Source organism: Chryseobacterium metallicongregator, from assembly GCF_031324065.1.
Classification (GTDB): domain Bacteria; phylum Bacteroidota; class Bacteroidia; order Flavobacteriales; family Weeksellaceae; genus Chryseobacterium; species Chryseobacterium metallicongregator.
Window position 1 is genome coordinate 893,567 of sequence record NZ_JAVIXS010000020.1, and the last position, 22,218, is coordinate 915,784.

General features: G+C 35.7%; 27 protein-coding genes. 13 read left to right on the plus strand and 14 right to left on the minus strand.

Going from position 1 to position 22,218, the window contains the following annotated elements; translation table 11 throughout:
- Positions 1-305 precede the first annotated feature (305 nt).
- Both REB14_RS21970 and REB14_RS21975 read left to right on the plus strand, forming a co-directional pair.
- Complete coding sequence (locus REB14_RS21970; protein ID WP_309523297.1) at positions 306-1,265, plus strand: protein-glutamine glutaminase; 960 nt, start codon at positions 306-308, stop codon at positions 1,263-1,265.
- Between the two features lie 69 nt (positions 1,266-1,334).
- The gene (locus REB14_RS21975; protein ID WP_145953223.1) at positions 1,335-1,646 is read left to right on the plus strand and encodes a hypothetical protein; all 312 of its coding nucleotides are present in this window, start codon (positions 1,335-1,337) and stop codon (positions 1,644-1,646) included.
- 6 nt (positions 1,647-1,652) lie between these two features.
- Here REB14_RS21975 and REB14_RS21980 read toward each other — a convergent pair whose 3' ends face one another.
- Positions 1,653-2,405 (minus strand): SDR family oxidoreductase, encoded by a 753-nt coding sequence (locus REB14_RS21980; protein WP_309523298.1) that lies wholly within the window; start codon positions 2,403-2,405, stop codon positions 1,653-1,655.
- Positions 2,406-2,681: 276 nt separating this feature from the next.
- Between REB14_RS21980 and REB14_RS21985 the strand changes: the two genes are divergently transcribed.
- From REB14_RS21985 to REB14_RS22000, 4 genes are all read left to right on the plus strand, one after another.
- Positions 2,682-3,314: an NAD(P)H-dependent oxidoreductase gene (locus tag REB14_RS21985; protein WP_309523299.1), complete on the plus strand. Its 633-nt coding sequence runs from the start codon at positions 2,682-2,684 to the stop codon at positions 3,312-3,314.
- 32 nt (positions 3,315-3,346) lie between these two features.
- Positions 3,347-3,781, plus strand: a complete 435-nt coding sequence (locus tag REB14_RS21990; RefSeq protein WP_079241093.1) for a MarR family winged helix-turn-helix transcriptional regulator — start codon at positions 3,347-3,349, stop codon at positions 3,779-3,781.
- Positions 3,782-4,207 carry an organic hydroperoxide resistance protein gene (locus REB14_RS21995; protein WP_079241092.1) on the plus strand — a complete coding sequence of 142 codons (426 nt, stop codon included), beginning with the start codon at positions 3,782-3,784 and terminating at the stop codon, positions 4,205-4,207.
- 153 nt (positions 4,208-4,360) lie between these two features.
- Positions 4,361-4,795, plus strand: coding sequence for a hypothetical protein (locus REB14_RS22000; RefSeq protein ID WP_309523300.1), 435 nt, complete (start codon positions 4,361-4,363; stop codon positions 4,793-4,795).
- Between the two features lie 61 nt (positions 4,796-4,856).
- Here the strand turns inward: REB14_RS22000 and REB14_RS22005 are convergent, their stop codons facing one another.
- The 9 genes from REB14_RS22005 to REB14_RS22045 all read right to left on the minus strand — a co-directional run bounded on the left by REB14_RS22005 (position 4,857) and on the right by REB14_RS22045 (position 14,255).
- Positions 4,857-5,492: a peptide deformylase gene (locus REB14_RS22005; RefSeq protein WP_309523301.1), complete on the minus strand. Its 636-nt coding sequence runs from the start codon at positions 5,490-5,492 to the stop codon at positions 4,857-4,859.
- A 150-nt stretch (positions 5,493-5,642) separates the two neighbouring features.
- Positions 5,643-6,515, minus strand: coding sequence for a ChaN family lipoprotein (locus REB14_RS22010; protein ID WP_309523302.1), 873 nt, complete (start codon positions 6,513-6,515; stop codon positions 5,643-5,645).
- A gap of 118 nt (positions 6,516-6,633) precedes the next feature.
- A complete protein-coding gene (locus REB14_RS22015) occupies positions 6,634-7,662 on the minus strand; it encodes a hemin-degrading factor (protein ID WP_079241088.1) in 1,029 nt (342 codons plus the stop codon).
- Between the two features lie 4 nt (positions 7,663-7,666).
- On the minus strand, positions 7,667-8,317 hold the full coding sequence (locus REB14_RS22020) for a class I SAM-dependent methyltransferase (protein ID WP_079241087.1): 651 nt from the start codon (positions 8,315-8,317) through the stop codon (positions 7,667-7,669).
- A 2-nt stretch (positions 8,318-8,319) separates the two neighbouring features.
- A complete protein-coding gene (locus tag REB14_RS22025; RefSeq protein ID WP_309523303.1) occupies positions 8,320-9,093 on the minus strand; it encodes a heme ABC transporter ATP-binding protein in 774 nt (257 codons plus the stop codon).
- On the minus strand, positions 9,093-10,133 hold the full coding sequence (locus tag REB14_RS22030) for a FecCD family ABC transporter permease (RefSeq protein WP_079241085.1): 1,041 nt from the start codon (positions 10,131-10,133) through the stop codon (positions 9,093-9,095). Before REB14_RS22030 ends, REB14_RS22025 begins: the two co-directional genes overlap by 1 nt.
- Positions 10,117-10,995, minus strand: coding sequence for a heme/hemin ABC transporter substrate-binding protein (locus tag REB14_RS22035; RefSeq protein WP_079241084.1), 879 nt, complete (start codon positions 10,993-10,995; stop codon positions 10,117-10,119). The genes REB14_RS22030 and REB14_RS22035 overlap by 17 nt, the downstream gene beginning before the upstream one ends.
- A 21-nt stretch (positions 10,996-11,016) precedes the next feature.
- Entirely contained in the window at positions 11,017-12,132 is a 1,116-nt protein-coding gene (locus REB14_RS22040; protein WP_238594385.1) for an HmuY family protein, read from the minus strand.
- A gap of 17 nt (positions 12,133-12,149) precedes the next feature.
- Positions 12,150-14,255 carry a TonB-dependent receptor plug domain-containing protein gene (locus REB14_RS22045; RefSeq protein WP_079241082.1) on the minus strand — a complete coding sequence of 702 codons (2,106 nt, stop codon included), beginning with the start codon at positions 14,253-14,255 and terminating at the stop codon, positions 12,150-12,152.
- Between the two features lie 95 nt (positions 14,256-14,350).
- Here REB14_RS22045 and REB14_RS22050 point away from each other — a divergent pair, with 95 nt between their 5' ends.
- The gene (locus REB14_RS22050; protein ID WP_309523304.1) at positions 14,351-15,157 is read left to right on the plus strand and encodes a T9SS-dependent choice-of-anchor J family protein; all 807 of its coding nucleotides are present in this window, start codon (positions 14,351-14,353) and stop codon (positions 15,155-15,157) included.
- Between the two features lie 195 nt (positions 15,158-15,352).
- Positions 15,353-16,645, plus strand: coding sequence for a T9SS type A sorting domain-containing protein (locus REB14_RS22055; RefSeq protein WP_079241080.1), 1,293 nt, complete (start codon positions 15,353-15,355; stop codon positions 16,643-16,645).
- A 126-nt stretch (positions 16,646-16,771) separates the two neighbouring features.
- On the opposite strand, the gene REB14_RS22060 is transcribed toward REB14_RS22055, so the two are convergent.
- The 4 genes from REB14_RS22060 to REB14_RS22075 form a co-directional block, all read right to left on the minus strand.
- Complete coding sequence (locus REB14_RS22060) at positions 16,772-17,062, minus strand: putative quinol monooxygenase (protein ID WP_047376912.1); 291 nt, start codon at positions 17,060-17,062, stop codon at positions 16,772-16,774.
- A gap of 88 nt (positions 17,063-17,150) precedes the next feature.
- Positions 17,151-18,038 (minus strand): sulfite exporter TauE/SafE family protein, encoded by an 888-nt coding sequence (locus REB14_RS22065; RefSeq protein WP_099049837.1) that lies wholly within the window; start codon positions 18,036-18,038, stop codon positions 17,151-17,153.
- On the minus strand, positions 18,032-18,229 hold the full coding sequence (locus REB14_RS22070; protein ID WP_079241079.1) for a hypothetical protein: 198 nt from the start codon (positions 18,227-18,229) through the stop codon (positions 18,032-18,034). The genes REB14_RS22065 and REB14_RS22070 overlap by 7 nt, the downstream gene beginning before the upstream one ends.
- 88 nt (positions 18,230-18,317) lie before the next feature.
- Positions 18,318-18,725 carry an RrF2 family transcriptional regulator gene (locus REB14_RS22075; RefSeq protein ID WP_047432274.1) on the minus strand — a complete coding sequence of 136 codons (408 nt, stop codon included), beginning with the start codon at positions 18,723-18,725 and terminating at the stop codon, positions 18,318-18,320.
- A 152-nt stretch (positions 18,726-18,877) separates the two neighbouring features.
- Here REB14_RS22075 and REB14_RS22080 point away from each other — a divergent pair, with 152 nt between their 5' ends.
- From REB14_RS22080 to REB14_RS22100, 5 genes are all read left to right on the plus strand, one after another.
- A complete protein-coding gene (locus tag REB14_RS22080; RefSeq protein ID WP_309523305.1) occupies positions 18,878-19,306 on the plus strand; it encodes a DUF4268 domain-containing protein in 429 nt (142 codons plus the stop codon).
- 111 nt (positions 19,307-19,417) lie between these two features.
- Positions 19,418-20,056, plus strand: coding sequence for a hypothetical protein (locus REB14_RS22085; RefSeq protein ID WP_309523306.1), 639 nt, complete (start codon positions 19,418-19,420; stop codon positions 20,054-20,056).
- 36 nt (positions 20,057-20,092) lie between these two features.
- The gene (locus REB14_RS22090; protein WP_309523307.1) at positions 20,093-20,911 is read left to right on the plus strand and encodes a DUF2314 domain-containing protein; all 819 of its coding nucleotides are present in this window, start codon (positions 20,093-20,095) and stop codon (positions 20,909-20,911) included.
- A gap of 250 nt (positions 20,912-21,161) precedes the next feature.
- Positions 21,162-21,530, plus strand: a complete 369-nt coding sequence (locus REB14_RS22095; RefSeq protein WP_309523308.1) for a helix-turn-helix domain-containing protein — start codon at positions 21,162-21,164, stop codon at positions 21,528-21,530.
- Between the two features lie 122 nt (positions 21,531-21,652).
- A complete protein-coding gene (locus REB14_RS22100; RefSeq protein ID WP_309523309.1) occupies positions 21,653-22,204 on the plus strand; it encodes a hypothetical protein in 552 nt (183 codons plus the stop codon).
- Positions 22,205-22,218: the final 14 nt, after the last annotated feature.

The following is a 22,218-nucleotide window of genomic DNA, read 5'->3' on the forward strand; positions in this document are numbered from 1 at the left end:
ACTAAAAACATCCGCATTTTAGTGATAAATTATCCATCCAACTTGTCTATTCCGTAGGAATTCAGACTGCAAGAATCAAAAAAATATTATTTTAATAATTTTCTATTTTCCCTGAACATCTCTATAAAAATTATCATTTTTATGCCTTTTCAATATCATAAAATCAATAAAACAACAGAATTATTTATTTTTTTCAAAAAAAACTCTTGCATGTATTTTAATTTTTATTACTTTTAATCTCACAAAATAGTGAACTATTACAGTTAAAAAGTTCACTGAAAATTAACCACCAAAATATAAAAACTATGAAAAAATTTCTGTTATCCATGATGGTATTCGTGACGATGCTGTCATTCAATGCCTGTTCGGATTCAGGTGCCAATCAGGATCCCAATCTTGTTGCTAAAGAGTCTAATGAAATCGCAATGAAAGACTTTGGTAAAACTGTTCCGGTAGGGATTGAAAAAGAAGATGGAAAATTTAGAGTTTCCTTTATGGTTTCCGCTCAACCTTATCAAATTAAGGATACCAAAGAAAATGCGGGATTTATCTCCATGATCAAAGAAGCTGTAGAAAATGAAACGCCTGTTCAGATTTTTCTGAAAGCTAATTCTAATGAAATTGCAAAGGTTGAAAAAGCAACAGCTGATGACATCCGTTATTTCAAATCTGTTTTCAATAAAGAAGAGAGAGGAGACAGCAAAAAAGTAATGAGTGTTATTCCTAATCTGGCAACACTGAACAGCTTATTTACGCAGATTAAAAACCAGTCTTGTGGAACTTCTACGGCATCTTCACCATGTATCACATTCAGATATCCTGTGGATGGCTGCTATGCAAGAGCACACAAAATGAGACAAATCCTTTTGAATGCAGGTTATGACTGTGAAAAACAATTCGTGTATGGTAACCTTAGAGCATCTACAGGAACATGCTGCGTTTCGTGGGTATATCACGTAGCCATTTTGGTAAGCTTCAAAAATGCTTCAGGAATTGTTGAAAAAAGAATCATTGACCCATCATTATTCTCCAGCGGACCTGTAACTGACGCTGCATGGAGAGCTGCATGTACCAATACAAGCTGTGGATCTGCTTCTGTTTCTTCTTATGCCAATACAGCAGGAAACGTATACTACAGAAGTCCATCAGGATCTTTATTATATGATAACAATTATGTAAATACCAACTGTGTATTAAACATATTCTCATCCCTGTCAGGATGTTCTCCTTCCCCAGCACCTAGTGTAGCAAGCTGTGGATTTTAACTAATTTATATAGAGCTCCTGCATGTATTTTGATATATTGCAGGAGCTTTTTACTTAATCTCTTTTATTATGAAAGCCTGGTCCTATCTACTATTACTATTTATTATGATTACATCCTGTTCCGGTAATTCCAGTTCACAGAACTTGACATGGTACAATAATGCCACAATTTCCAACATCATGGAAGATCCCGATAAACCGAATGAAGTGGTGCGTGTCGCTATTGGAATTAGTGCACAGGTTTTTTATCTTTCAAAAAAATCACCGGAATACAAAAGCCTAATGGAAAAAGCAACCCAAAGCTTAAAAAAAGGTAAGACCTATAATATCGGTATTGAAAATAAAACTAATATCATCAAAGAAATTAAAGAGGTCAAATAATCCGGATTATCTGATCACAGAAATCCCGGCATCCACTTTCACTTCTGCTCCGTGAATATATGAAGCTTCTTCTGAAGCGAGAAACAGAACTACATTGGCTATTTCTGACGGTTCACCCTGCCTTTTAAAAGGGATAGTAGGAATAATATCATCAATGGCACTTTCAATCTGCTCTCCCGTTAAGCCTGTATTATTAAAAATATTGGTTTTAATATGCCCTGGGCTCACTCCGTTGACGCGGATGCCACGTTCTGTAAGTTCCACTGCAAAAGTTTTTATGAACGATTGTACTGCTGATTTGGCTGCAGAATAGACTGAAAAATTAGGCATGGCAATTTCCGTAGCTACTGAAGTATTGAAAATAACGGAACTTCCTCTTTTCATCAATGGTAATACCTGCTGTACTGTAAAAAAAGGGCCTTTTACCAGCATATTAAAAAGCTCATCAAACTGGTTTTCATCTACATATTCCACCGGAGCAAATCTTCCGTATCCCGCATTGGCAAAGACCATATCAATATGCTCTGAATATTTTCTGACTTCCTGCTGAAGATTCATCAGATCTTTTATATTTCCTGCATTGGATACAATCCCGAAAGCATCTTCTCCAAGCTTTTCCAAAGCATTATTCACTGTTTCTTCACTTCTCCCTGTAATAATCACTCTTCCTCCATCTTCTATAAATTTCTGAGCGGTAGCCAAACCCATTCCATTGGTTCCTCCCGTAATTAAGGCCGTTTTGTTTTTAAATCTTTGCATTGTTTTTAGTTTAAAATTCTATGGCAAAGATTGGAATTCAAAGGCTTTGAAAAAATCCGAATCATGCTGAAATGATTAAAACTGAAACTAAAAAATTTCTCATTATCATCTTCATTTATTACCTTTTTAAGTTTATCAATAATTGCCATCAATAAAATCTTTCAAAATTAAATTGCGCACAATTAAATTGAACGTACATTTGTACTGTTAATTTACTTCAACATTAAAATAGAGGTGATAAAACACAAAGTAGTTTAATTTAAAAACAAAATAAAAATGTCATTAATAGAAAATTTAAACTGGAGACACGCTGTAAAAGCTTATGATCCTACCAAAAAAGTTTCACAGGAAGACCTTAATACTATTTTAGAATCAGCAAGACTAGCTCCTACTTCATCCGGATTGCAGCCTTTCCGAATCATTGTAGTGGAAAACCAGGAACTGAAAGAAAAAATGGTAGCAGGTGCTTTAAACCCTGAAGTAATGAGAGATTCTTCTCACGTTTTGGTCTTTGCAGCATGGAACAGTTATTCTAATGAAAAAATTGACAAAGTTTACGATTATCATACCGATGTAAGAGACCTTCCGAGAGGACGTTTCGGCAGCTATACTGACACCATCAAAAAAATGTACGGAGCACAGACTGCTGAAGAGCATTTTGCCCATACTGCCCGTCAGACTTATATTGCCTTAGGAATTGCTCTTGCACAGGCTGCAGAACTTAAAATTGACAGTACTCCTGCAGAAGGTTTCAACAATGCTGTGGTGGATGAAGTATTGGGATTGAAAGAACTAGGATTAAAAAGTGTAACTCTTTTATATCTTGGATACCGTGACGAAGCTAATGACTGGCTTTCTTCTATGAAAAAAGTCAGAATTCCAATGGATGAATTTATCATAAAAAAGTAATACCTTCATCGAATCTTTCGTACTCAAAAATTATGGAAAATCCGAAAACACCCAAACTAGAAAACCAGATTTGCTTCCCGTTATATGTAATTGCCAAAGAGATTACAGGGCTTTACCGTCCTTTTCTTGATGAACTGGGCATTACGTATCCGCAGTATCTTGTGATGATGATATTATGGGATGGTGACGGACTTACGGTAACCCATATCGGAGAAAAACTGTATCTGGACAGTGGTACGTTAACCCCTCTTCTTAAAAGGCTGGAATCTAAAGGATTTATTAACAGAAAAAGAAAAAAAGAGGACGAAAGAGTGGTTGAAGTATTTTTAGACGAAGCAGGAAAACAGCTTCAGCAGAAGGCTTGTGAAATTCCGGGAAAAATTCAGGAAAAACTGGGGATACAACCGGAGGAGCTGCTGCACCTTAAAGACACAGTACTAAAAATATTAAACAAAATAGAAAAATAAATGAAAACATTATATACCACTCAGGTTACTGCAAAAGGAGGCAGAAACGGACATGTGAAAAGTGAAAACGGAGTTTTGGAACTTGATGTAAGATTGCCAAAAGGTCTGGGAGGAGCAAATGATGATTTTGCCAATCCTGAAATGCTTTTTGCAGCAGGATATTCTGCATGTTTCGACAGTGCTCTGAACAGGGTCATCAGTCTTTCTAAAGTGAAAACCGGAGAAACAACAGTTACTGCTCAGGTAAGCATAGGCCAACTTGAGAATGGAGGTTTCGGACTGGCTGCAGAATTAGATGTTAACATTCCCGGAGTTTCTCTTGAAGAAGCACAGGCTTTGACAGAAAAGGCACACCAGATCTGCCCTTACTCTAATGCTACCCGAAATAATATGGAGGTGAAGCTTGCAGTAACCAACAACGATTAATCCAATTTTTTTTAAGCATAGTTATAACGAAAGGAGCTGTTTCCATGGAAACAGCTCCTTTTTATTTTATTTTCCCACAGATTTCTCAGATGATTATTATTGTAATTGATTATTCAGCTAATAATTTTGTATAAAATAGAGTAATTTTGCCTGATGGAAATCATTATAGATATTGTTTGTCAGGTATATGCAGGACAAAAATCAAAAAAGACAATAGATCTCGTTCTGAACACCTTCCTTCCCGGTTATGAAAAATTAAATCTTAATTATACCTACCCAAGGCATGATAAAAAATATATTTTTAAAACAGAAGACGAAATGGTTGGTTATTTCATCGAAAACCCTGCCCTTGACCAAACTTTTTACTGGAATAAATATCATGATAATCCGGACAAAATAATGGTGGGCGCTAATATTACAGATGATGACAGGCTTATCATGAGCTTAACAGTGGATACGACGGTAGAGAAAAGGGATATGTACTTCAATAAGCTAAAAGAAGTTTTACAATCAGATATCGGGGTAATTACTTATGTGTATCCCGCAGATTATGAAGATGGAGAAGATTTTATTATAAAATATGGTTAGAAAACAGAAATGTACTTAACCTTATAACAACTTATCATCATTCATCACTTGTAATTCATCATTACCTTCTGTCTTTCATTACATCATTTTTCTGATAGGCATCTACTTTTTTATAGGAATCATTTTTCTCTTTTTCTTTTTTATCGGAAATCAGAATTCCGAAAAGATGGTCGATTTCATGTTGAAAAATAACTGCTGTAAAACCTTCTACAATTTCTGAATATTTCTGTCCTTTGAGATCAACATATTCCAGCTGAATGACTTTGCTTCTGTAAAACTGATCTCTGAAATCGGGAATAGACAAATCACCTTCAGGACCAAGATTCTGCAAGTCAGAACGCCATACAATTACCGGATTGATAAAATATTCCAGCGGAGTTCCTTCCTTATCAAAACGCTGTACCCAGATGATCTTTCTGTTAATTCCAACCTGAGGAGCCGCAATTCCTACTCCACCATCTGTTGAAAGAAGGGATTCTTTCATTCTTTTTACCAGAACAGCTGTATTGGGATCAAGAGGATCTGCTTCTGAAGAAGTATTCAGCAATGTTTGATGCTGATTATTGTCCGTAGTCTGATAGATGGGTAATGCAGCATTTACATCTCCCTGATTGATGATGGAAAGCTCATGGGAAGTTAGTTTTTGTGCAGTGAACAGTCCGGTAAAAAAGATCAGCAGGATAGGTAATTTCTTCATATTTTTTGAATATAGAACAAAGGTAAATATTGTAGAATAAAAATGATTATTAATCCATGAATTTAAGTTTTGGCTAAAGCCAATAGAAGTTGATAAAAAAATAAACGGGCTTTAGCCCGTTTCTATTGAATATTTTTGTCTTTTAATAGTTTAAAAAGTCTTCGTCATGTCACCCGGAATAATCAGATTGAAATCTGTCGGGATATAGTCTTTGGCTGGAACTTTCAGTTCAGGATCGTCTGATTCAAAAACAGAAATTACCGCCATTTTCAGGTTAGGATTTTTCTGTTTGATGTACCAATAGATTCCCCCAAATTCTTTACTGTGATAGTTTCCGTTGTAATGGATGAATGTTTTTCCGGCCTGGAAGTTTTTCAGGATAGATTCAGCCATTGTAGCATCTTTTGTAGCCTGCGCTGAAATGAAATTCATCACTCTTGTTCCTTCGGCATGGTCTCCCATCATCTTTTTCATCTCTGGATATCCAGGAGTATCTAACGTTACTTTGATAGGCAGCTGAGCAATGTAAGTTTTCTCTTTTTCGCTTAATTTATTTAAGGATTCAAGGCCTTCTTTTGCCGTTTGAGAGGCATATCTTCTTGGGATATTGGTAGCAATAAAATTCAACTTTTTATCCTTAGCAAAATCTACCAGAGGCTTGTAATCTGTTGCATAATTGTTCCATAAACGGGCAGAATCTTTCAAAGTTTTAGCATCAAATTTCCCATTTAAATATTGATCCAGTTGACTCTGATTATCTCTTTCAAACATTTCTGCTCCTAAGATCAGCTGACCGTTCTTTTTGGCAAACAATGCTTCTGTAATTTTAAGCTGAAGCCAGTGATTGACAGAACTATTATGATTCTCACCAAAAAAGACGACATCATAATCTGAAAGTTCTTTTACCAGCTTTTCCGTCTTTACTTCTTTTCCTTTTTTATCATAAAATTGATACGCTTTTAAGTCCTGTGCCTTTAATGAACAGAAACCGGCAAAAAGTATCGCTATGAAAATATTCTTCATTATATTTTATATTTAATCCCAAATTACACAAATATTCTGGTAGCTGCAGATTACTTGTCATAAAAAAGACCGCTTTGAATTTTACAAACAAAACGGTCCCATTCAAATCATCTAATTATTATTTCTCTAATGCAGCTACAAGGTCCTTCCACTCCTGAAGCTCAGGAATTCCAGGCTTTCTTTTTCCGAAGAACTGAACGATGAAGTCTCCTTCATTGTTAAATACTTCGATAGCGGTTACTTCTCCGTCTTCAGTTGGTTTTTTCACGATCCATGCTTCAGCAATTTTTGTTACATCAAGGTGTAAGTTGAAATCAGGATCCATCACGTTGAACCATTGTTGATGCCAAAGTGTTTTCTTCACATTTCCTGTATGGATCTGAATGATTCCTCTGTTTCCAACGAAAACCATAATCGGTGTATTTTTTTCAGAAGCATCTTCAAGGATGTTCACTACTTTAGCGTTATCAATTTTCTTTGCAAACCCTTCCGGAGCCAATCTTAATGCCTGCGTTCTGCTTACTCCATATTTTCTGGTCATCATGAAGAAATCATGAGTATCTTTCAATTCTGTCCATGCTTTTTTGAAACCTTCCACATCAATGTCTGAATCAGCTTTTTCAGCCTGTTTTGGAGCTACTGCTTCAAAAGTCAGCGTCTGATTCTGATCTTCTGCTCTGAATTTTTCTACGATCGCATCGAAAGCAGCTTCATTACTGTCTTTCGTCAGATAAATCTTGTGAAGTGCCAGACCATCTTTTCCGAAAAACTGAAGGCTTTTCTTCTCTCCTTCCAATACTGCAAAAGCAAATTTCCAGTGGTTAAGGAAAATTCTAAGATCGATATCTTCACCCACAAAAAGCTGTGCATGAGGGCTGCTGAAATCTCCGTTCAGATAAGTTCCTTTTCTTTCATGAACACACTCATCATTACGGGTAAGAGCCATTACTTTTCCTAATTGCTCAGCTTCTGTAAGGATTCCCTGGAAATCCGGGTTCAGGACCGTAACGCCTTCTCCAATGCTTGTTGCCAATAATTCTGCCTCACTTACTTCTAACTGTGCTGCTGCATTTCTTATTCTGATATGTGGATTTTCTGCTTTCAGAGCTTCCCATTTTTCCTTTAAATCATTAACTAATGTGCTCATTACTTTACTTTTTTATGGTTAAAATTGTATAAATTCTTCGTATTGTTTCGTTTCCTGTTTTACTTTTTATTTCTTCTTCTCTTTCAGAAGTTTTCATTCTTTTAAATTGGCTTTTGGAGACCAGTTCTTCCATTTCGTTATTGCTGTACAAGGTAAAATCATATTCCGTAAACGGCAGCTTTTCCATGAACACTCTTTGTCCAAACGTAAGAACGAATGTTCCGTCATCTTTTAAAACTCTGTAGATCTCATTTAGAAATTCTACCGGATTTTCCCAGAAATATACCGTGTTTACAGTGAATATTTTATCAAAAGATTTATCCCGAAAAGGAAGCCTTTTGCCTTCATACAGAACAAAATCTGCTTCGCTTTCAAATTCTTTATTGAGCCTTTTAGCTTCATTGTGCATGGTCTCAGAAATATCAATTCCTGTATATCTGAGGTTTTTAGCAAGACTCATTAAGCTTTTCAGATGGGCAGCATTTCCGTGTCCTATTTCAAGAATCTGTTGCTCATCGTCTATCACAAGTGTTTTGATGCTTTCTAACGTCATGCTAATGTTGGTAGCATTCATCATTTCACCAATCTCGATGCCTTTTTCACCCTGAGGATTAGCAAGATTCTGTGCGAGAATTTTGAGTTCGTCTTTTTCCATGGTTATCCAAAAATGATCATTGGGTTATTGGTAATAGGATGTCCGCAGATGGTACAGGGAAAGTTATAAGCATTGCTGATATTTTCTTCAGTAAAAACTTCCTCTGGTGTTCCATAGGCGGAAACCTGTCCTGATTTCATTAATAAAATCTTATCTGCAAACTGTGCAGCAAGGTTCAGATCATGTAAAACAACAATAGCACTGTTGGCTTTTTTGGTGAAATTTTTGATAATTTCCAATGCTTTGTACTGATGTTTTATATCCAAATTATTCAAAGGCTCGTCCAGAAAAACCAGCTTATGCGCAATTTCATTTTCAAGCTGTGCCATTACTCTTGATAGGTGTACACGTTGTTTTTCTCCTCCTGAAAGTGTATTGTATTCTCTTTCTTTAAGATGAAAAATATCAGTTTCGTACATCATATTGTTCATGGCTTCAAGGTCTTCTTTTCCGGGTTGGGCATCAAAATACGGATATCTTCCCATCATGATTACATCCTTCACCTCAAGCGGAATATCGTTGCTGTTATGTTGTGAAAACTTTGCTTTGTGTTTGGAAAGCTCTCTGATATTCCATTCTCTGATTGGTTTATCTTTAAATAAAACTTTGTTATTGCCGGATTTCACTTCATCTGCCAATACGCTCAGAAGGCTTGACTTCCCTGCTCCGTTGGGTCCTACAATAGCCAGAAATTCACCGTATTCCAGAGAGACATCTACCCCGTCCAGGATACGAAATTCTTTATGTTTATAATTAATCTGGTGTGCCTTGATCATTACAGTGATTTTTTAAATTTAACCAAAATAGCGATAAAAATAGGTCCTCCCATTAAGGCAGTTAAAATCCCGATCGGTAGTTCTGACGGTGCTACAATACTTCTGCTGAAGGTATCTGCCGTCAATAACAAAATACTTCCACACATAGCTGACAATGGCAAAATAAAAGCATAATTGGATTTGAATAACAATCTTAAAATATAAGGTACAATAAGACCTACAAAACCAATTGTTCCTGAGAATGCCACACAGCTACCAACCATCAATGCCACGATGATAATAATCTGCTTTTTCAGTTTTTCCACATTGATTCCCAAATGTTGTGCATCTTTCTCTCCCAGCATCATTGCGTTCAATGCTTTTCCTTTTGGAAGTAAAATAATGTAAGCAATAATTGCAACAATGGCCAGAATGATATTCTTCGTCCATGTAGCGGCTGCCAGACTTCCTAAATTCCAAAAAGTAAGATCTCTAAGCTGTTCATCTTTTGAGATATAGATTAAAAAGCCTGTTATCGAAAAGCCGATCGCTGTTATCGCAACTCCGGTAAGCAACATCATCACCACATTGGTTTTTCCTCCGCTTGTTGAAATTCTGTACACCAACATCATTGATAAAAAAGAACCTATAAAAGCTGCTATTCCTACCAGTGAAAATTGTACAGCTTCAGGAAGATATTCTTTGAAATGACCTCCTAAAACAATCGCAATAGCTGCCAGCAACGTTGCTCCTGATGTAAGTCCTATTAAATCTCCTGTTGCCAGAGGATTCTTGAAAAGTCCCTGAAGACTCGTCCCTGAAACCGACAACATACTTCCTACTAAAATAGCCATGATAATTCTGGCTGCTCTTACGTCCCAAATCACATATTTATCACTCAATGATAAATGGGGATCTCCTTTTATAAATTGCCAGAGTGCCCTGAACGGAGAGTTATCTCCAAAATCATAAACCCCTGTATTAAGTGACAGTACTGCTATAATGATAAGCAGTACCGCACTTATAATAAGATAAAAGTATAGTTTACTTTGTGCTTTCAATTAAAAGTTTGTTTAATCCTACTGCTGCTTCTCCTACTCTTGGTCCGAAACCTGATACTAAACCTCCGTCCATAGCAATGATTTTCTTGTTTTTCCCTGCATTGGTCTGAGATACTCCCGGCATTTTTAGCGCACCTTCATTTCCTCCTGCGCCCTGTAAACCAGTTTCAAAGAAGAACAATACATCAGGATTAGCTTTTACAACGGCTTCCGGTGTTAATGGTTTGAAATCTTCAAAATCAGTGACTGCATTTTCTCCTCCTGCAAGGGTAATTAATGAAGCCATTGGGGTATTTTTACCGCTTACCATCAGCATATTTCCTCTGGCATAGATGAACAATACTTTTGGTTTTTTAGCAATAGGCTGTACCTGTTTAAGATCAGCATCAATTTTATCGTTTAATTTCTGATAATCTGTATTTCCGATCGCTTTTGCTACTTGTTCAATCAGTTTCTTAGTTCCGTCAACGGTGTATTCCTGTTTGAAAACTTCTGTTTTAATACCTGAAGATTTGATTTTCCCCATTAGTTCCGGGTTGATATCTTTATCAGAAGCCAGAATCAAAGTAGGGTTTACAGCCATGATCGGCTCAATCGTCATTGATCTCATGTGTCCTAAATCTTTAGCTGTTGCTTTTAAAGAGGCAGGATAAGTACTGGTAACATCTGTTGCAACGATTTCTTTTTCGTGGCCTAAAGCAGCTACGATTTCAGTAATTCCTCCGTTCAGTGTTACTATTTTATTGTTGGTTTTTGGTGCTTCAGAAGTAGTTTCTGTAGTATTTTCTTTTGCTCCTGCTTCTGCTTTTTTGCAAGAATATACTGCTACAAGTACAGAAGCTGCAAGGATGAATTTTTTCATGATATACTATTATTTGATTATTTATAAAGGTTCGAATTCAAAATTGGTGTATCCTCTTTCTCCTTTTGTATTTTTCATGGTATTGAATCTCAGCTTGAAATAAAAACCTTCAGCATCTTTCAAAACAAAGAAACGGTCTGCGTACACAAAAGGAACAGGATTGGATGCTGTACCGGTAGTGGTTCTCCATTTATCACCAATCGCTCTCTGGTCATTGAAAACAAATTTTGCAGCCTCTACATCTTTCAGTTTAAATGCATTGTAAGCAGCATCAAGACTTCCTGTAACCGTTACCTGATAAGCTCCCACACCATTCAGGGTATTCGTTGCTACAAAGTCAGCATAAAAATAACTTCCGGCACTGGTAGTAGGTCCCATGAATACTTCATTGGTAAATGTTGTGAAGACCAGATCCCATTTTTTCTTCTTAGGCTGAATTTTTACAGGAGTTCCTGTTTTCAGGTTGAAGAATGAGAAGTTGTATTCTGTATCTTTCGTAATAAGATATTCTTTGATATCTGTTCCTGTTGCATTCACATCGGCATAACGGATTTTATATCCATTCTGAGCTCTCAGGATCTGAATTTTTTTCCATCCTCTCGGATCACCGGACAATGAAACAGAACCAGCTCCGATATTGGCAGCAGAAGGTATTTCTCTTCCCAGATTGATCAAATAGACAGGATTATCAACATCATTTTCTTTGATTGGATCAATTCCTGAAGTTTGATTTAAGAAGTCTCCGTTCGGATTGTCAACGTATTTCATGTTGGCAGCATCAAATGTTCCTACCTGGGCAATATCTTTTAAACTTGAAATATCAGTTTCCTTTACTTTACTGATGTCTGAAGCATTGGGTATTTTGATCACTGTCATCGCAAGAGACCCATTCATAATCACTCTGTAAGCATCGCCAGTGTAAAAACCAAGGTCCCAGTCTGTTCTGCTATTGACCGCAGGATTGGTATAATCACTTAAATCGATCCAAACCTGATTAGGTTCTGTAGGACCGCCAACTTGCACACTTACTTCTGATCCTGTCATAGGAGGAACCGAAACCGGATCTTCGTCTGCAGATAAACAAGACTGTGTGGCAGCCATGATAGAAAGAACAGACAATATTTTTAGATACTTCATAATAGTAACTTTATTATTTAAAATTGAAACATTAATCGGGCAAAATAGCTTCTGCCATAGAATAAATTAACAAACCCATTCGCTGCAGTATGGGCTGAGCCTGCCACTGCTGTAGAGTTTAATCTTGTTACATCGAATATATTTTTCACCCCTGCGGAAATTTCAAAATGCTTGTTCCAGAAAGGCTGACTCACAATGAAATCCATCATATGAAAGCTATCTACTTTTCCAAGACGGAAGTCGTTGGCTCCATCAGATACATAAAGTCTGTCCGGACCTGTGAATTTGTAGTAAAGGGCAAAATTGGTATCGGTACTTTTCAGTTTGTAGGTTGCTGAAGCGCCTGCCTGTACCAGATACTGGAAGTCTGTAGGGGAAGAAGATTTCAAATCAATCATCGATACTGATGTTCCGCTTACAGATCCTCTTAAAGACAAAGCAAACTGATCTTTTCTGAAATCTACATTAGCTGAAACCAATAGATTTTTAAATTTATTAATGTTCATGTATTTGTAGGTGGAAGGCTCCTTTATCATCACCAATTCAATCCTGTCACGTACATCCAGATATAATGCATCTACTCCATAAGCGATTTTCCACCCATTGTCTACTGCAAAATTCTGGTTCCAGAAAAGGCCTGCTGAGAATCCTTTTTCTGGGTTCAAATCAGGATTTCCTTGCACATCATGATTGATATTTACAAAATAGGTGTACAGTTCTTCATATTTAGGGTAGCGGTTGGCCGATCCTACCACTGCTCTAAGGTTTGAATTCTCAGAAGTTTTATATCTTGAGGATAAAGAGTAATTGTATTGATTGCTGAAGTTCTCACTAAGAGATAATCTTACTCCCGGTCTCAAAGAGAATTTGTCTGAAACATTCCATTCCGCAGAAAGGAAATTGGAATAGGTAAAGATTTTTCTTTTTACGGCTTCACCAAAGAAATCTCCGGCCATTTGAGAAGCGTAACCATTGGTATAATCTAGCTCATACCCTAACTGAAAATCAAAAACTTTACTATCCAGGAAGTTACTGAACATCCCTCTGGAGTAGATAACATCTGTTTTATAATAAGACTTTTCGTCCTGACGGCTTTTTATGGTTCTGTTGGGAATATCGTAAACATAGTCATAATATTTTCTGTCCTGGTTCTGATAGGAGAAGTCTCCCATATATCGGATATGCCCCAGGTTGGTTTGAATATTGAATTGGTGAACCCAACGGTCTGTATTGTATCTTTTGTCTCTGCTTTCATAAGCAACTCCACCCAATCCGTCATTAAGAGGATTTCTGTTGACCTCAGGATTGTAGAAGTTGAATTTTTCATTCAGATAAGACAGTTTGTAGAAGAATGTAGTTTTGTTTTTGGTATATCTTAACAAAGCAGAAGCATCGTACTGATCTTTCGGGTTCCATTCATATCCTCTTTTGTTATCCTGTCCGAAATACTTGTAGCCTTTACTTTCTCCTTCATATCCCATAAACTGGTTATGATTGAAATTGATGCTTGCAAACCATTCATTATTGATATTATAATCTACATTCAGATTCTGAATATGTCTGCCGTTTCCTCTTTTCTTAAGATCATAATTGTCTCTCACTGTTTCTTCCTGCAATGAGCCCCTTACACTGATCTTTTTGGTACTGGATTTCTTGGTAATAATGTTGATGACTCCGGCAACAGCACCGTTTCCGTACTCAACTCCCATACTTCCTTTTACAATTTCGATTCTTTCGATATTGCTTAAAGCAATTTTAGTAAGGTCAATATTACTCCCGAGCCCTGTATCCCCTACTACCGGAATATTGTCTATAAGGATTTTTACATAATCACCATTAAGTCCCATAATCTTGGCTGTAGAATTTCCTGAACGGGAATCCGGGGTAATCTGTATATTAAGACTTTGATTTAAAACCTCGGCAACATTTGTAGCCGCCATATTTTTAATCTGTTCTGCATCAATTACCTCAACCTTATATATTGATTTGTTTACAGACTGTTGCATGTACTGTCCTGTAATAACAACTTCTTCAATTTTCTTTTGATTAAGAGAATCCTTTTCTTGTGCATTTACCCATAAGGCCACGGATAATGATAGAACGGAAAGCACTTTCTTCTTCATAAGGGTACAAATTTTCGACAAATATAAAACTTTATTTAGACTCATTAAAAATAATTACATATTTTTGTGGAATAATTCTAAATAAAAATAATCTCATGAAATTAAAATTACTTTTAGGAGCTCTGATGTTTACAGCCTTAACGGCGAATGCTCAGGTATCTAACATCAATGAAAATTTCAACAACTTTACCGCTGGGAACACAACTTTCCCACAATTTGGATGGTCTGCCATCGTTGCACCGATAACAGGTGAGTTTCCTCCTGTACCTCCAAGAATGATTGTAGCAGGAGATTCTAATAGATTCGTTCAGTCGTATGCAGGAAACAATGCAACAGGTTCTTCTTATCTGATCACTCCACAAATTGAAACTCCAACAGGAAATAAAACTTTGACTTTTGATACTACATTGGTATCTCCATCTCCTGGTCCGGGAAGCATTCAGATAGGAGTAGCATCCAACCCTGCAGATATGTCAACTTTCGTTCCTGTAGGAAGCCCTATTAATGTATCGGTTATTGGTACAGTACAGAATATCAGTGTTAATATTCCGGCATCCACAGGTTCATACATTGTATTTAAGTTCACTCCTACTGCTACTCACGTAGCAATCCAGGTAGATAATGTAGTGTATAACACGACTGCTTCTTTAGGCGTATCAGACAACAATAAATCAACAGAAAATTTCAGGTTTGCCTTAAATTCTGATCAGTCTGCAATAGAATTCATTGTAAAAAAAGATCCTAAAAACATTCAGATCTATTCTGCAGCAGGACAAAAAGCAGCGGAAGGGAAACTGAACGGACAAAGATTTGATATCAGCGCTCTTCAATCAGGAGTATATTTTATGAATATTGAAACTGCAGAAGGAAAAACAATTCAATCAAAATTCATCAAAAAATAAGGTTTATTAGACTATTATTTGCCTTTTTTAAAGCCGGCAGGATCGCTCCTTCCGGCTTTTTCATGACCATTTTTTTCTCTTCCTGATGCCGATTAAAATAAAAACACGATAAAAATCATGTTTTTATTTAGACTGATTAAAAATAATTATATATTTTTGTGGAATCATTCTAAATAAGGATTTAAAAAATAAATTATGAAAACAAAACTATTATTGGCTTCAGTACTGGCATTGTCTGTTCAGCAGACCGTTTTAGCGCAGACTGACGCGTTGGGATACTCACAGGTAAATATGACAATGGGGAGCGGATACCAAAACCGTGTGTTTGTAGATCTTGCAGATGGTAATATGGTTTCTCAGCCAGCCAATACTTGGGATATTGCTTTTTATAGAAACTCAAACTACGCGTTTGGATCAAGAGTCAATGATGCTAAAGATATTGAAGTATTCACTGCTTCTACCAATTTAGCCGATTGGGATAATATCAATATCAGCAATGAATCTTCATGGGGAGCGCCTCTTTACAATCCGGATCAGACCACTGACTGGAGCCAGGGAGCTTTTGAACAAGGACCAGTAACCTCTCCAAACCCCAATATCCCTTCAACAGGATGGGGAGTTTACAACCCGGTGAATCACCATATTCAGGGGAAAGCTATTTTTGTTTTAAAATATGCTTCTGGAACTTATATCAAGTTTGCTATTGAAGATGCTTTTGCAGGGTATACTTTCAGATATTCAAAATGGAACGGTACATCATGGGGAGCTACGGAAACAAGAACTCTGGCTAACGGTACGGATGATTCTTATTTCAACTATTTCTCTTTTGATACCGGAGCAAAAGTTCCAAGTCTGGAACCATCCAGAACAGCATGGGATTTTGTATTTACAAAATATTATACATTCTATATGGGAGTACAGATGTACCCACTTTCCGGAGCGATCCAGAGTCCAAACGTAAAAGTAGCAATGGTACAGCCGGAAACACAGCAAACAGCAGCTAATTCTATTCCTGCCAGTACAAGTTTCTCATCAGCTATTACTACTGTAGGACATTCATGGAAAGGAATCGGGACTGTAAAAAGTGATGTTGTATACTACGTTAAAAAAGGAAACGATTACTACAGAATGTATTTCACTACCAATGGTGGAGCTAGTACAGGAAATATGTATTTCAAATACAAAAAGATCACGGAAACGTTGGGAATTACTGAAGTAGGAAAAAAAGCATCTTTTGGTATTTATCCTAACCCTACAACAGCAGATAAAAAAGTAACTGTTCTTTTTGATGTTAAAGAAAAAGCAGGTAACAAGGGAAATGTAGAAGTTTATGATCTTACCGGGAAAAAGGTATATTCAGATGAACTTACGAACCAGGCAGGTTTCTACAAGCAGGACCTGAATCTTTCTACACTTCCATCAGGAAATTATCTTGTAAAAATTACTTACGGTGGCCATTCTGAGACGAAAAAGCTTATCGTAAAATAAAATATTTTATTTTAATACTTTCTATTTTTTCTAATAAAAAGGGCGGTTTCAGAATATTGAAACCGCCTTTTATTCTTTAAGGAAACTAAAAATATTTAAATTCTTAAATCTTTAAATATTAAAAGATTAATATATCTTAAATCCTTTATAAACCTCTGCTGAGCTTTCCATAATTTTGGAAGCATCTTTACGGAAATCTAAAAGGTGATCCTGACCGTTATGTCTGTTGTGGTGTTCTACACTTTCCCAAAGTTCGATCAGGAAGAAAGTTCCTTTATTATCTTTATCTTCGATAAGATCGTACTGCAGACAGCCTTCTTCTTTTCTTGTTTCTTTCACAAGGTTCTGAAACAGCTCTACAGCATCCATCAGATAATTTTCATTAAACTTAAAAAGTGCAATGATATGTAAATTCATGTTCTAATATTTAGTGATGTAAAAGTAAAATATTTTCAAAACCGAATATCCTTTTAAGCCCTTTATTTTTCAACACAATGCAAAGTTTTTAATTAAAAACTGATTTATAAATAGTTATAGAACTCATCACAATTACCAATGTTCCGATAATCACAAACATTTTCTTTACAGGAAGCTTAGCAGTGAGCATCGCTGAAAAAGGAGCGGTAATAATTCCTCCGATTAAAAGCCCGAGAATAATGTTCCAGTGCTGGATTCCCAGAGTAAAGAAAAAAGTAATGGCAGCGGTTAGCGTAAGAATAAACTTGGCTACGGTAGAGCTTCCTACGGCAAATCTTGGGGTGAATGCATTTTTAATCAATGTTCCGGTCACCAAAGGTCCCCAGCCTCCTCCTGCAAATGAATCTATAAAGCCTCCTATCACACCAAGTCTGGTTAGATTGGTTTTCCTTTTCAGCGCTTTACTTTGTTTTTCTTTAAATGCATTTGATAAAATCTGGAATCCAAGGTATAAAGTGTAAAAAGCAATGAGTGTTTTCGTGATTTTCGCATAATACTCTCCCAGATAAGTAAGACTGACTGCTCCGATAACTGCTCCGATCACAGCCGGAATAGCGAGCTTTTTCACCAGACTTTTGCTTACATTTTTCAATTTAATATGGCTGAGACTTCCCGCAGCAGTGGTGAAACTTTCCGCAGAATGAATACTTGCACTTACAATATGCGGTGGAATATTGAGCAGCATAAGGGTTGTGGTACAAATAACTCCATATCCCATTCCCATGGAACCTGCAACAATTTCTGCAAAAACACCTACCAGAAGCATCCAGTAAAAAATATAATTATCTTTTGCCAGAATGGTCTGCAGTTCTTCCAGATATCCCAGTTCATACATGGAAAAAACAGCAATGGATATAATAGCAGCAGTCATCAAAAGGACATTAATCCTTACCTGAATTTTTCTTGAAATCACCATGTCACAACCGTTTTAGTCCATACTCTTTCATTATCAGCATCATTGCCAATTGAGACATTTAAAGTAGAACTGTTTTCTGTAGTTCTGTGCGAGGAAATCTTTCCGGAAATAATACATGCAGCCACGGAATGTACTGCGGTAATAGAGGGTGTAAGCTTTTGTAATTGGTTTACCTCTTCTTTTGAAATCATAGTTTATTCATTTGAAGTAGTGCAAATATCTGATAAAATATTTATCCTACAAAACAAGTAGACTATTAATTCAAAAAAAAGGATCAGGTTAATCTACCAGATCCATTAAAGTTTTACTTTCCAGAATATTCAGTGAAGCATCCCGAACCTCTATCAGTACATCATGAAGCCCGCAGTGATCTTCATTGCAGTCATCACATTTTTCATAAAAATTGAGACTTACACAGGGAAGCATGGCAATAGGCCCATTGACAAGACGAATGATTTTCGCCAGTTTCACATTCTCAGGATTTTCTTTTAAGAAATAGCCGCCACCCTTTCCTTTTTTACTGTCGAGGATTTCCGCTTTTTTCAGTTCAAGAAGGATGTTTTCCAAAAACTTTAAAGGAATCTTTTTATGTTCCGCAATTTCAGAAATAAGAATCGGGCCTTCATTTCTTTTTTCTACAAGATATGAAAGCGCCTTAAACGCATATTGAGATTTTTTTGAAAGCATTAGAGCAAAAATACGAAAATTGTTTAATATTTGAAAAAGACCTGAAAACAGGAATAATAAAGGAATAAAAAGGAAAGCTTGGCTATCCGTAATTTTACGGTTTTAGGTACCACACTTTTGCCTTTCTCCTATTAAATCATTATGTTTGCGCTATGTTCAGTAAACAAGAGGCACAGCAATTAAAAAAGGAATTTTGGACAGCTTTTGGAAGATCATTTCCCAGAAAATGGATTCTTTATGATACCAAAATCAAGGATATGGCATTTAAATTTTCTGCCGACAACAAAAAAGCAGAAGTTTCTCTGGATATCGAAATGAAAGATGAAATCTTCCGGAATGCTTACTACGAGAAGATCTGGTCTTTGGAAGATATTTTAAAAGATTTTATTGGAGATTTTCAGAAAGAAGAATATTTCACCCTTGAAAACGGTAAGATAATCAGCAGGATATGGGTTGAAAAACATAATGTTTCTATTTTTAACAAAAACACCTGGCAAGAAATTTTTGAATTTTTTGTGAACAAAATGGACGGTTTCGAACGGTTTTACTACGAATATGAGGATTTTATAAAGGATATATAGAATACTTACGAAATAAATACTACTTTACACTTCAGGTTAAGATAAAAAAAGAAAACTTATCTTTGCCCTACCACTTAAACTAATAGATGAAACAAACTAACATGATTAAAAATGAGAAAAGTGTACAAAAACATTTTTGGAGAGATTATTTCCAAAAGTAATGCTGTGAAGCTGAGCGAATATCATCTGTATTATTATGAGGAAGGTTCCGATTTCCTGAAAGAAATTGAATTTATTAACGAAGACAGTGTTTATAACATCAATTATTTTTTAAGTGACGAAGAAGACGAAACTCAGGTAGTCAATTATCTTAAAGAAAAGTCTGACTTTTTTGATATTGAAAAAAAAGAGACCACCGACGGCTATATTATTTCTACCAATAAATTGTATTCCTTATCCGTAGACGAACTGCCTTTAATTTCTAAAACTGTTTTCAAAACAGAAGATCCTGAAAATTTTATCTGTTCACAGGTTATCGATAACGAAACCCATCAACCCCAGCTTGAAAGAACCATAAAATGCTGGTATACCAACGACGAAAGCGGTGAAAAATATGCAGCCATAGAATGCAGCTACCAGGAGGACGGAAAATTGGAACTGGCTGTAGACAAAACTCCGGATCCGGATCATGAAGAAAACTGGATACATTATGATTATGATACTTTCCAGGATCTTCAGGAACAGATTTCCACTGACATCAGTTATTACAAAACTGCAGCCTTGCTTCCGAAAGAAGCCTACCAGCAGTAATCTATATTTTATAACACACCACAACCCGATTATTAAATGGAAGAGAACCCAATTTTTTTTGCAGACGGAAATGATCCGGAAATGATTGAAGCTTACAGAAAAGCTCAGGAAACCTTTAAATATTTCTGGCGTGAACAATCATGGGAATACAGAAGAATTATTCCCGGACTTAATGTATCATGCGTTAAAACGGCTTTTGAAGAACAGGATGAAGAAACCGGAGAAAACCTGGTAGAACATATGTGGATTAATGAAATATTCTTTGACGGAGATCATGTGAGAGGATATTTGATTAATGAACCCAACAGTCTTAAGAATGTTCAGGTGGGTGATTATGTTGAAATTCCTTTACAAAATATCAGCGACTGGCTTTTTGCCATCACTCCGAGTGTACAGAAACCAAAGGGACTTTCCAAACTATTTTCATCCTCATCTTCTCCACTCCCAAAAGCTTACGGAGGATTTACCATCCAGAAAATGCGTGCTGATATGTCTGATGCAGAAAGAAAGGAACACGATAACGCCTGGCAATTAGATTTTGGAGATTTTAATGATATCCTCGTTGTGAATAACCAGAAGGAAAATCCCGAAAATCTTATTGAACATCCAATGAGTAAAAATATGAAGGAGGAATTTGTAAAATTTTTACAACAATATCCCGATGAACTTACCCAAACCGATGAAGAAGGACTGACTCTTCTTCATAAAGAAACCATTGCTGGGAATTTAACCACAGTAAAAGTTGTTTTAGAAGCCGGAGCGGATAGAAACATCCTGTCTAAAAAAGGAAAAACTGCTTTAGATTATGCGAAACAGCTGAACTGGGAACACCTTATTCCTGTATTGGAAGGATAAAATAATAGAGAGAAGTGCATGCTTCTCTCTATTATTTTACGTAAGTTATAAAATGTTTTAGTCTCACGCAAATTTCCCAGATAACGCAGATTTTAAGATAGAAATATCTTTAACAGATAAGAAGAAAAATGATGTTTTTTACGGGATTTGGAATGTGCCGGAGAAGGAGCAGAGCTTTTTCAATAAGCAGGTTTAAAATTTCACTCCTTTTTAATTATATTTGTACAAAGACACAAATATAAAAGTCGTTATGGAAAAGCTAAGAAATCTAAGAAAGCAAAGAGGCTACACACAGGAATACATGTCTAAAATAATATCCACAGATGTCTCCAATTATTCCCGAAAAGAGAATGATGAAGTAAGAATCTTTGATGATGAATGGGAAAAGCTTGCTAAAGCACTTGATGTTCCTGTAGAAGAGATCAAAGAAGAAAGAAAAACAGCTATTGTCCATAATAATCATGACAATACTACTTTTAATGATAATGCAGGTAGCTATTTCAACAATTTCCACAGTATTCCGGATTCTATTGTAGAAAATTTGCAGAGTTATATCAAAGTTTTGGAAGGGCAAGTGGAAACCTTAAAGGAAGAGAATAGAAAATTGAAAGATAAATAAAATTCCATAAGAGAAGCATTATGCTTCTCTTCTTATTTAGATTCAAATTTCAGTAAACTAAAATTTCATTTAAATTAGATAAATTAATCTAACATAATGTTCTATCAAAAAATTCAATAAATATGTCAATTAAAAGTACTTTTAGAAAAATCACTCCCTCAATTTTAAATTTAGTACTTCCACTTTTTATGTATTTGGTTTATAAAACACTTCAAAAGCCGGATGATTTTACCTTCTACTCGTTTTTATTTTTTTTCTATTTCTTTTTAATAATGGCTATTATGAATATTATTATAGACTTTGTTACTAAAATTCATAATATTAATCAATCAAAACCTAAATATTATATTATTTTAGAAGTAATAAAATTTATTGTATTATCATCTTTTTTGTTTTCAACTTATTATTGGATAATTCACGATTATAATAATAAAAATTTCCTAAATGTAATAACCGGAAATAATTTTGAAATATTTCTTGATTTTTATTTTTATTCAATTACAAGTTTCATTATGAATAATAGCAGTGAAATAAAACCTAACACCCTTCTTGCAAAAGGCTTTGTACTAACACAAATCATAGCATCATTTAGTACTATTGTTTTATTTTTAGCTCAGTATAAAGAATTTGGAAATATATTTAAACAAATTGAAGATAAAATAAATAATAAATAAATCTCTAATAATAT

What these genes read in the sequence shown, in the direction of transcription:
- REB14_RS21970 (WP_309523297.1), top strand. Translation starts at nt 306, where the DNA reads ATGAAAAAATTTCTGTTATCCATGATGGTATTCGTGACGATGCTGTCA.
- REB14_RS21975 (WP_145953223.1), top strand. Translation starts at nt 1,335, where the DNA reads ATGAAAGCCTGGTCCTATCTACTATTACTATTTATTATGATTACATCC.
- REB14_RS21980 (WP_309523298.1), bottom strand. Translation starts at nt 2,405, where the DNA reads ATGCAAAGATTTAAAAACAAAACGGCCTTAATTACGGGAGGAACCAAT.
- REB14_RS21985 (WP_309523299.1), top strand. Translation starts at nt 2,682, where the DNA reads ATGTCATTAATAGAAAATTTAAACTGGAGACACGCTGTAAAAGCTTAT.
- REB14_RS21990 (WP_079241093.1), top strand. Translation starts at nt 3,347, where the DNA reads ATGGAAAATCCGAAAACACCCAAACTAGAAAACCAGATTTGCTTCCCG.
- REB14_RS21995 (WP_079241092.1), top strand. Translation starts at nt 3,782, where the DNA reads ATGAAAACATTATATACCACTCAGGTTACTGCAAAAGGAGGCAGAAAC.
- REB14_RS22000 (WP_309523300.1), top strand. Translation starts at nt 4,361, where the DNA reads ATGGAAATCATTATAGATATTGTTTGTCAGGTATATGCAGGACAAAAA.
- REB14_RS22005 (WP_309523301.1), bottom strand. Translation starts at nt 5,492, where the DNA reads ATGAAGAAATTACCTATCCTGCTGATCTTTTTTACCGGACTGTTCACT.
- REB14_RS22010 (WP_309523302.1), bottom strand. Translation starts at nt 6,515, where the DNA reads ATGAAGAATATTTTCATAGCGATACTTTTTGCCGGTTTCTGTTCATTA.
- REB14_RS22015 (WP_079241088.1), bottom strand. Translation starts at nt 7,662, where the DNA reads ATGAGCACATTAGTTAATGATTTAAAGGAAAAATGGGAAGCTCTGAAA.
- REB14_RS22020 (WP_079241087.1), bottom strand. Translation starts at nt 8,317, where the DNA reads ATGGAAAAAGACGAACTCAAAATTCTCGCACAGAATCTTGCTAATCCT.
- REB14_RS22025 (WP_309523303.1), bottom strand. Translation starts at nt 9,093, where the DNA reads ATGATCAAGGCACACCAGATTAATTATAAACATAAAGAATTTCGTATC.
- REB14_RS22035 (WP_079241084.1), bottom strand. Translation starts at nt 10,995, where the DNA reads ATGAAAAAATTCATCCTTGCAGCTTCTGTACTTGTAGCAGTATATTCT.
- REB14_RS22040 (WP_238594385.1), bottom strand. Translation starts at nt 12,132, where the DNA reads ATGAAGTATCTAAAAATATTGTCTGTTCTTTCTATCATGGCTGCCACA.
- REB14_RS22045 (WP_079241082.1), bottom strand. Translation starts at nt 14,255, where the DNA reads ATGAAGAAGAAAGTGCTTTCCGTTCTATCATTATCCGTGGCCTTATGG.
- REB14_RS22050 (WP_309523304.1), top strand. Translation starts at nt 14,351, where the DNA reads ATGAAATTAAAATTACTTTTAGGAGCTCTGATGTTTACAGCCTTAACG.
- REB14_RS22055 (WP_079241080.1), top strand. Translation starts at nt 15,353, where the DNA reads ATGAAAACAAAACTATTATTGGCTTCAGTACTGGCATTGTCTGTTCAG.
- REB14_RS22060 (WP_047376912.1), bottom strand. Translation starts at nt 17,062, where the DNA reads ATGAATTTACATATCATTGCACTTTTTAAGTTTAATGAAAATTATCTG.
- REB14_RS22065 (WP_099049837.1), bottom strand. Translation starts at nt 18,038, where the DNA reads ATGGTGATTTCAAGAAAAATTCAGGTAAGGATTAATGTCCTTTTGATG.
- REB14_RS22070 (WP_079241079.1), bottom strand. Translation starts at nt 18,229, where the DNA reads ATGATTTCAAAAGAAGAGGTAAACCAATTACAAAAGCTTACACCCTCT.
- REB14_RS22075 (WP_047432274.1), bottom strand. Translation starts at nt 18,725, where the DNA reads ATGCTTTCAAAAAAATCTCAATATGCGTTTAAGGCGCTTTCATATCTT.
- REB14_RS22080 (WP_309523305.1), top strand. Translation starts at nt 18,878, where the DNA reads ATGTTCAGTAAACAAGAGGCACAGCAATTAAAAAAGGAATTTTGGACA.
- REB14_RS22085 (WP_309523306.1), top strand. Translation starts at nt 19,418, where the DNA reads ATGAGAAAAGTGTACAAAAACATTTTTGGAGAGATTATTTCCAAAAGT.
- REB14_RS22090 (WP_309523307.1), top strand. Translation starts at nt 20,093, where the DNA reads ATGGAAGAGAACCCAATTTTTTTTGCAGACGGAAATGATCCGGAAATG.
- REB14_RS22095 (WP_309523308.1), top strand. Translation starts at nt 21,162, where the DNA reads ATGGAAAAGCTAAGAAATCTAAGAAAGCAAAGAGGCTACACACAGGAA.
- REB14_RS22100 (WP_309523309.1), top strand. Translation starts at nt 21,653, where the DNA reads ATGTCAATTAAAAGTACTTTTAGAAAAATCACTCCCTCAATTTTAAAT.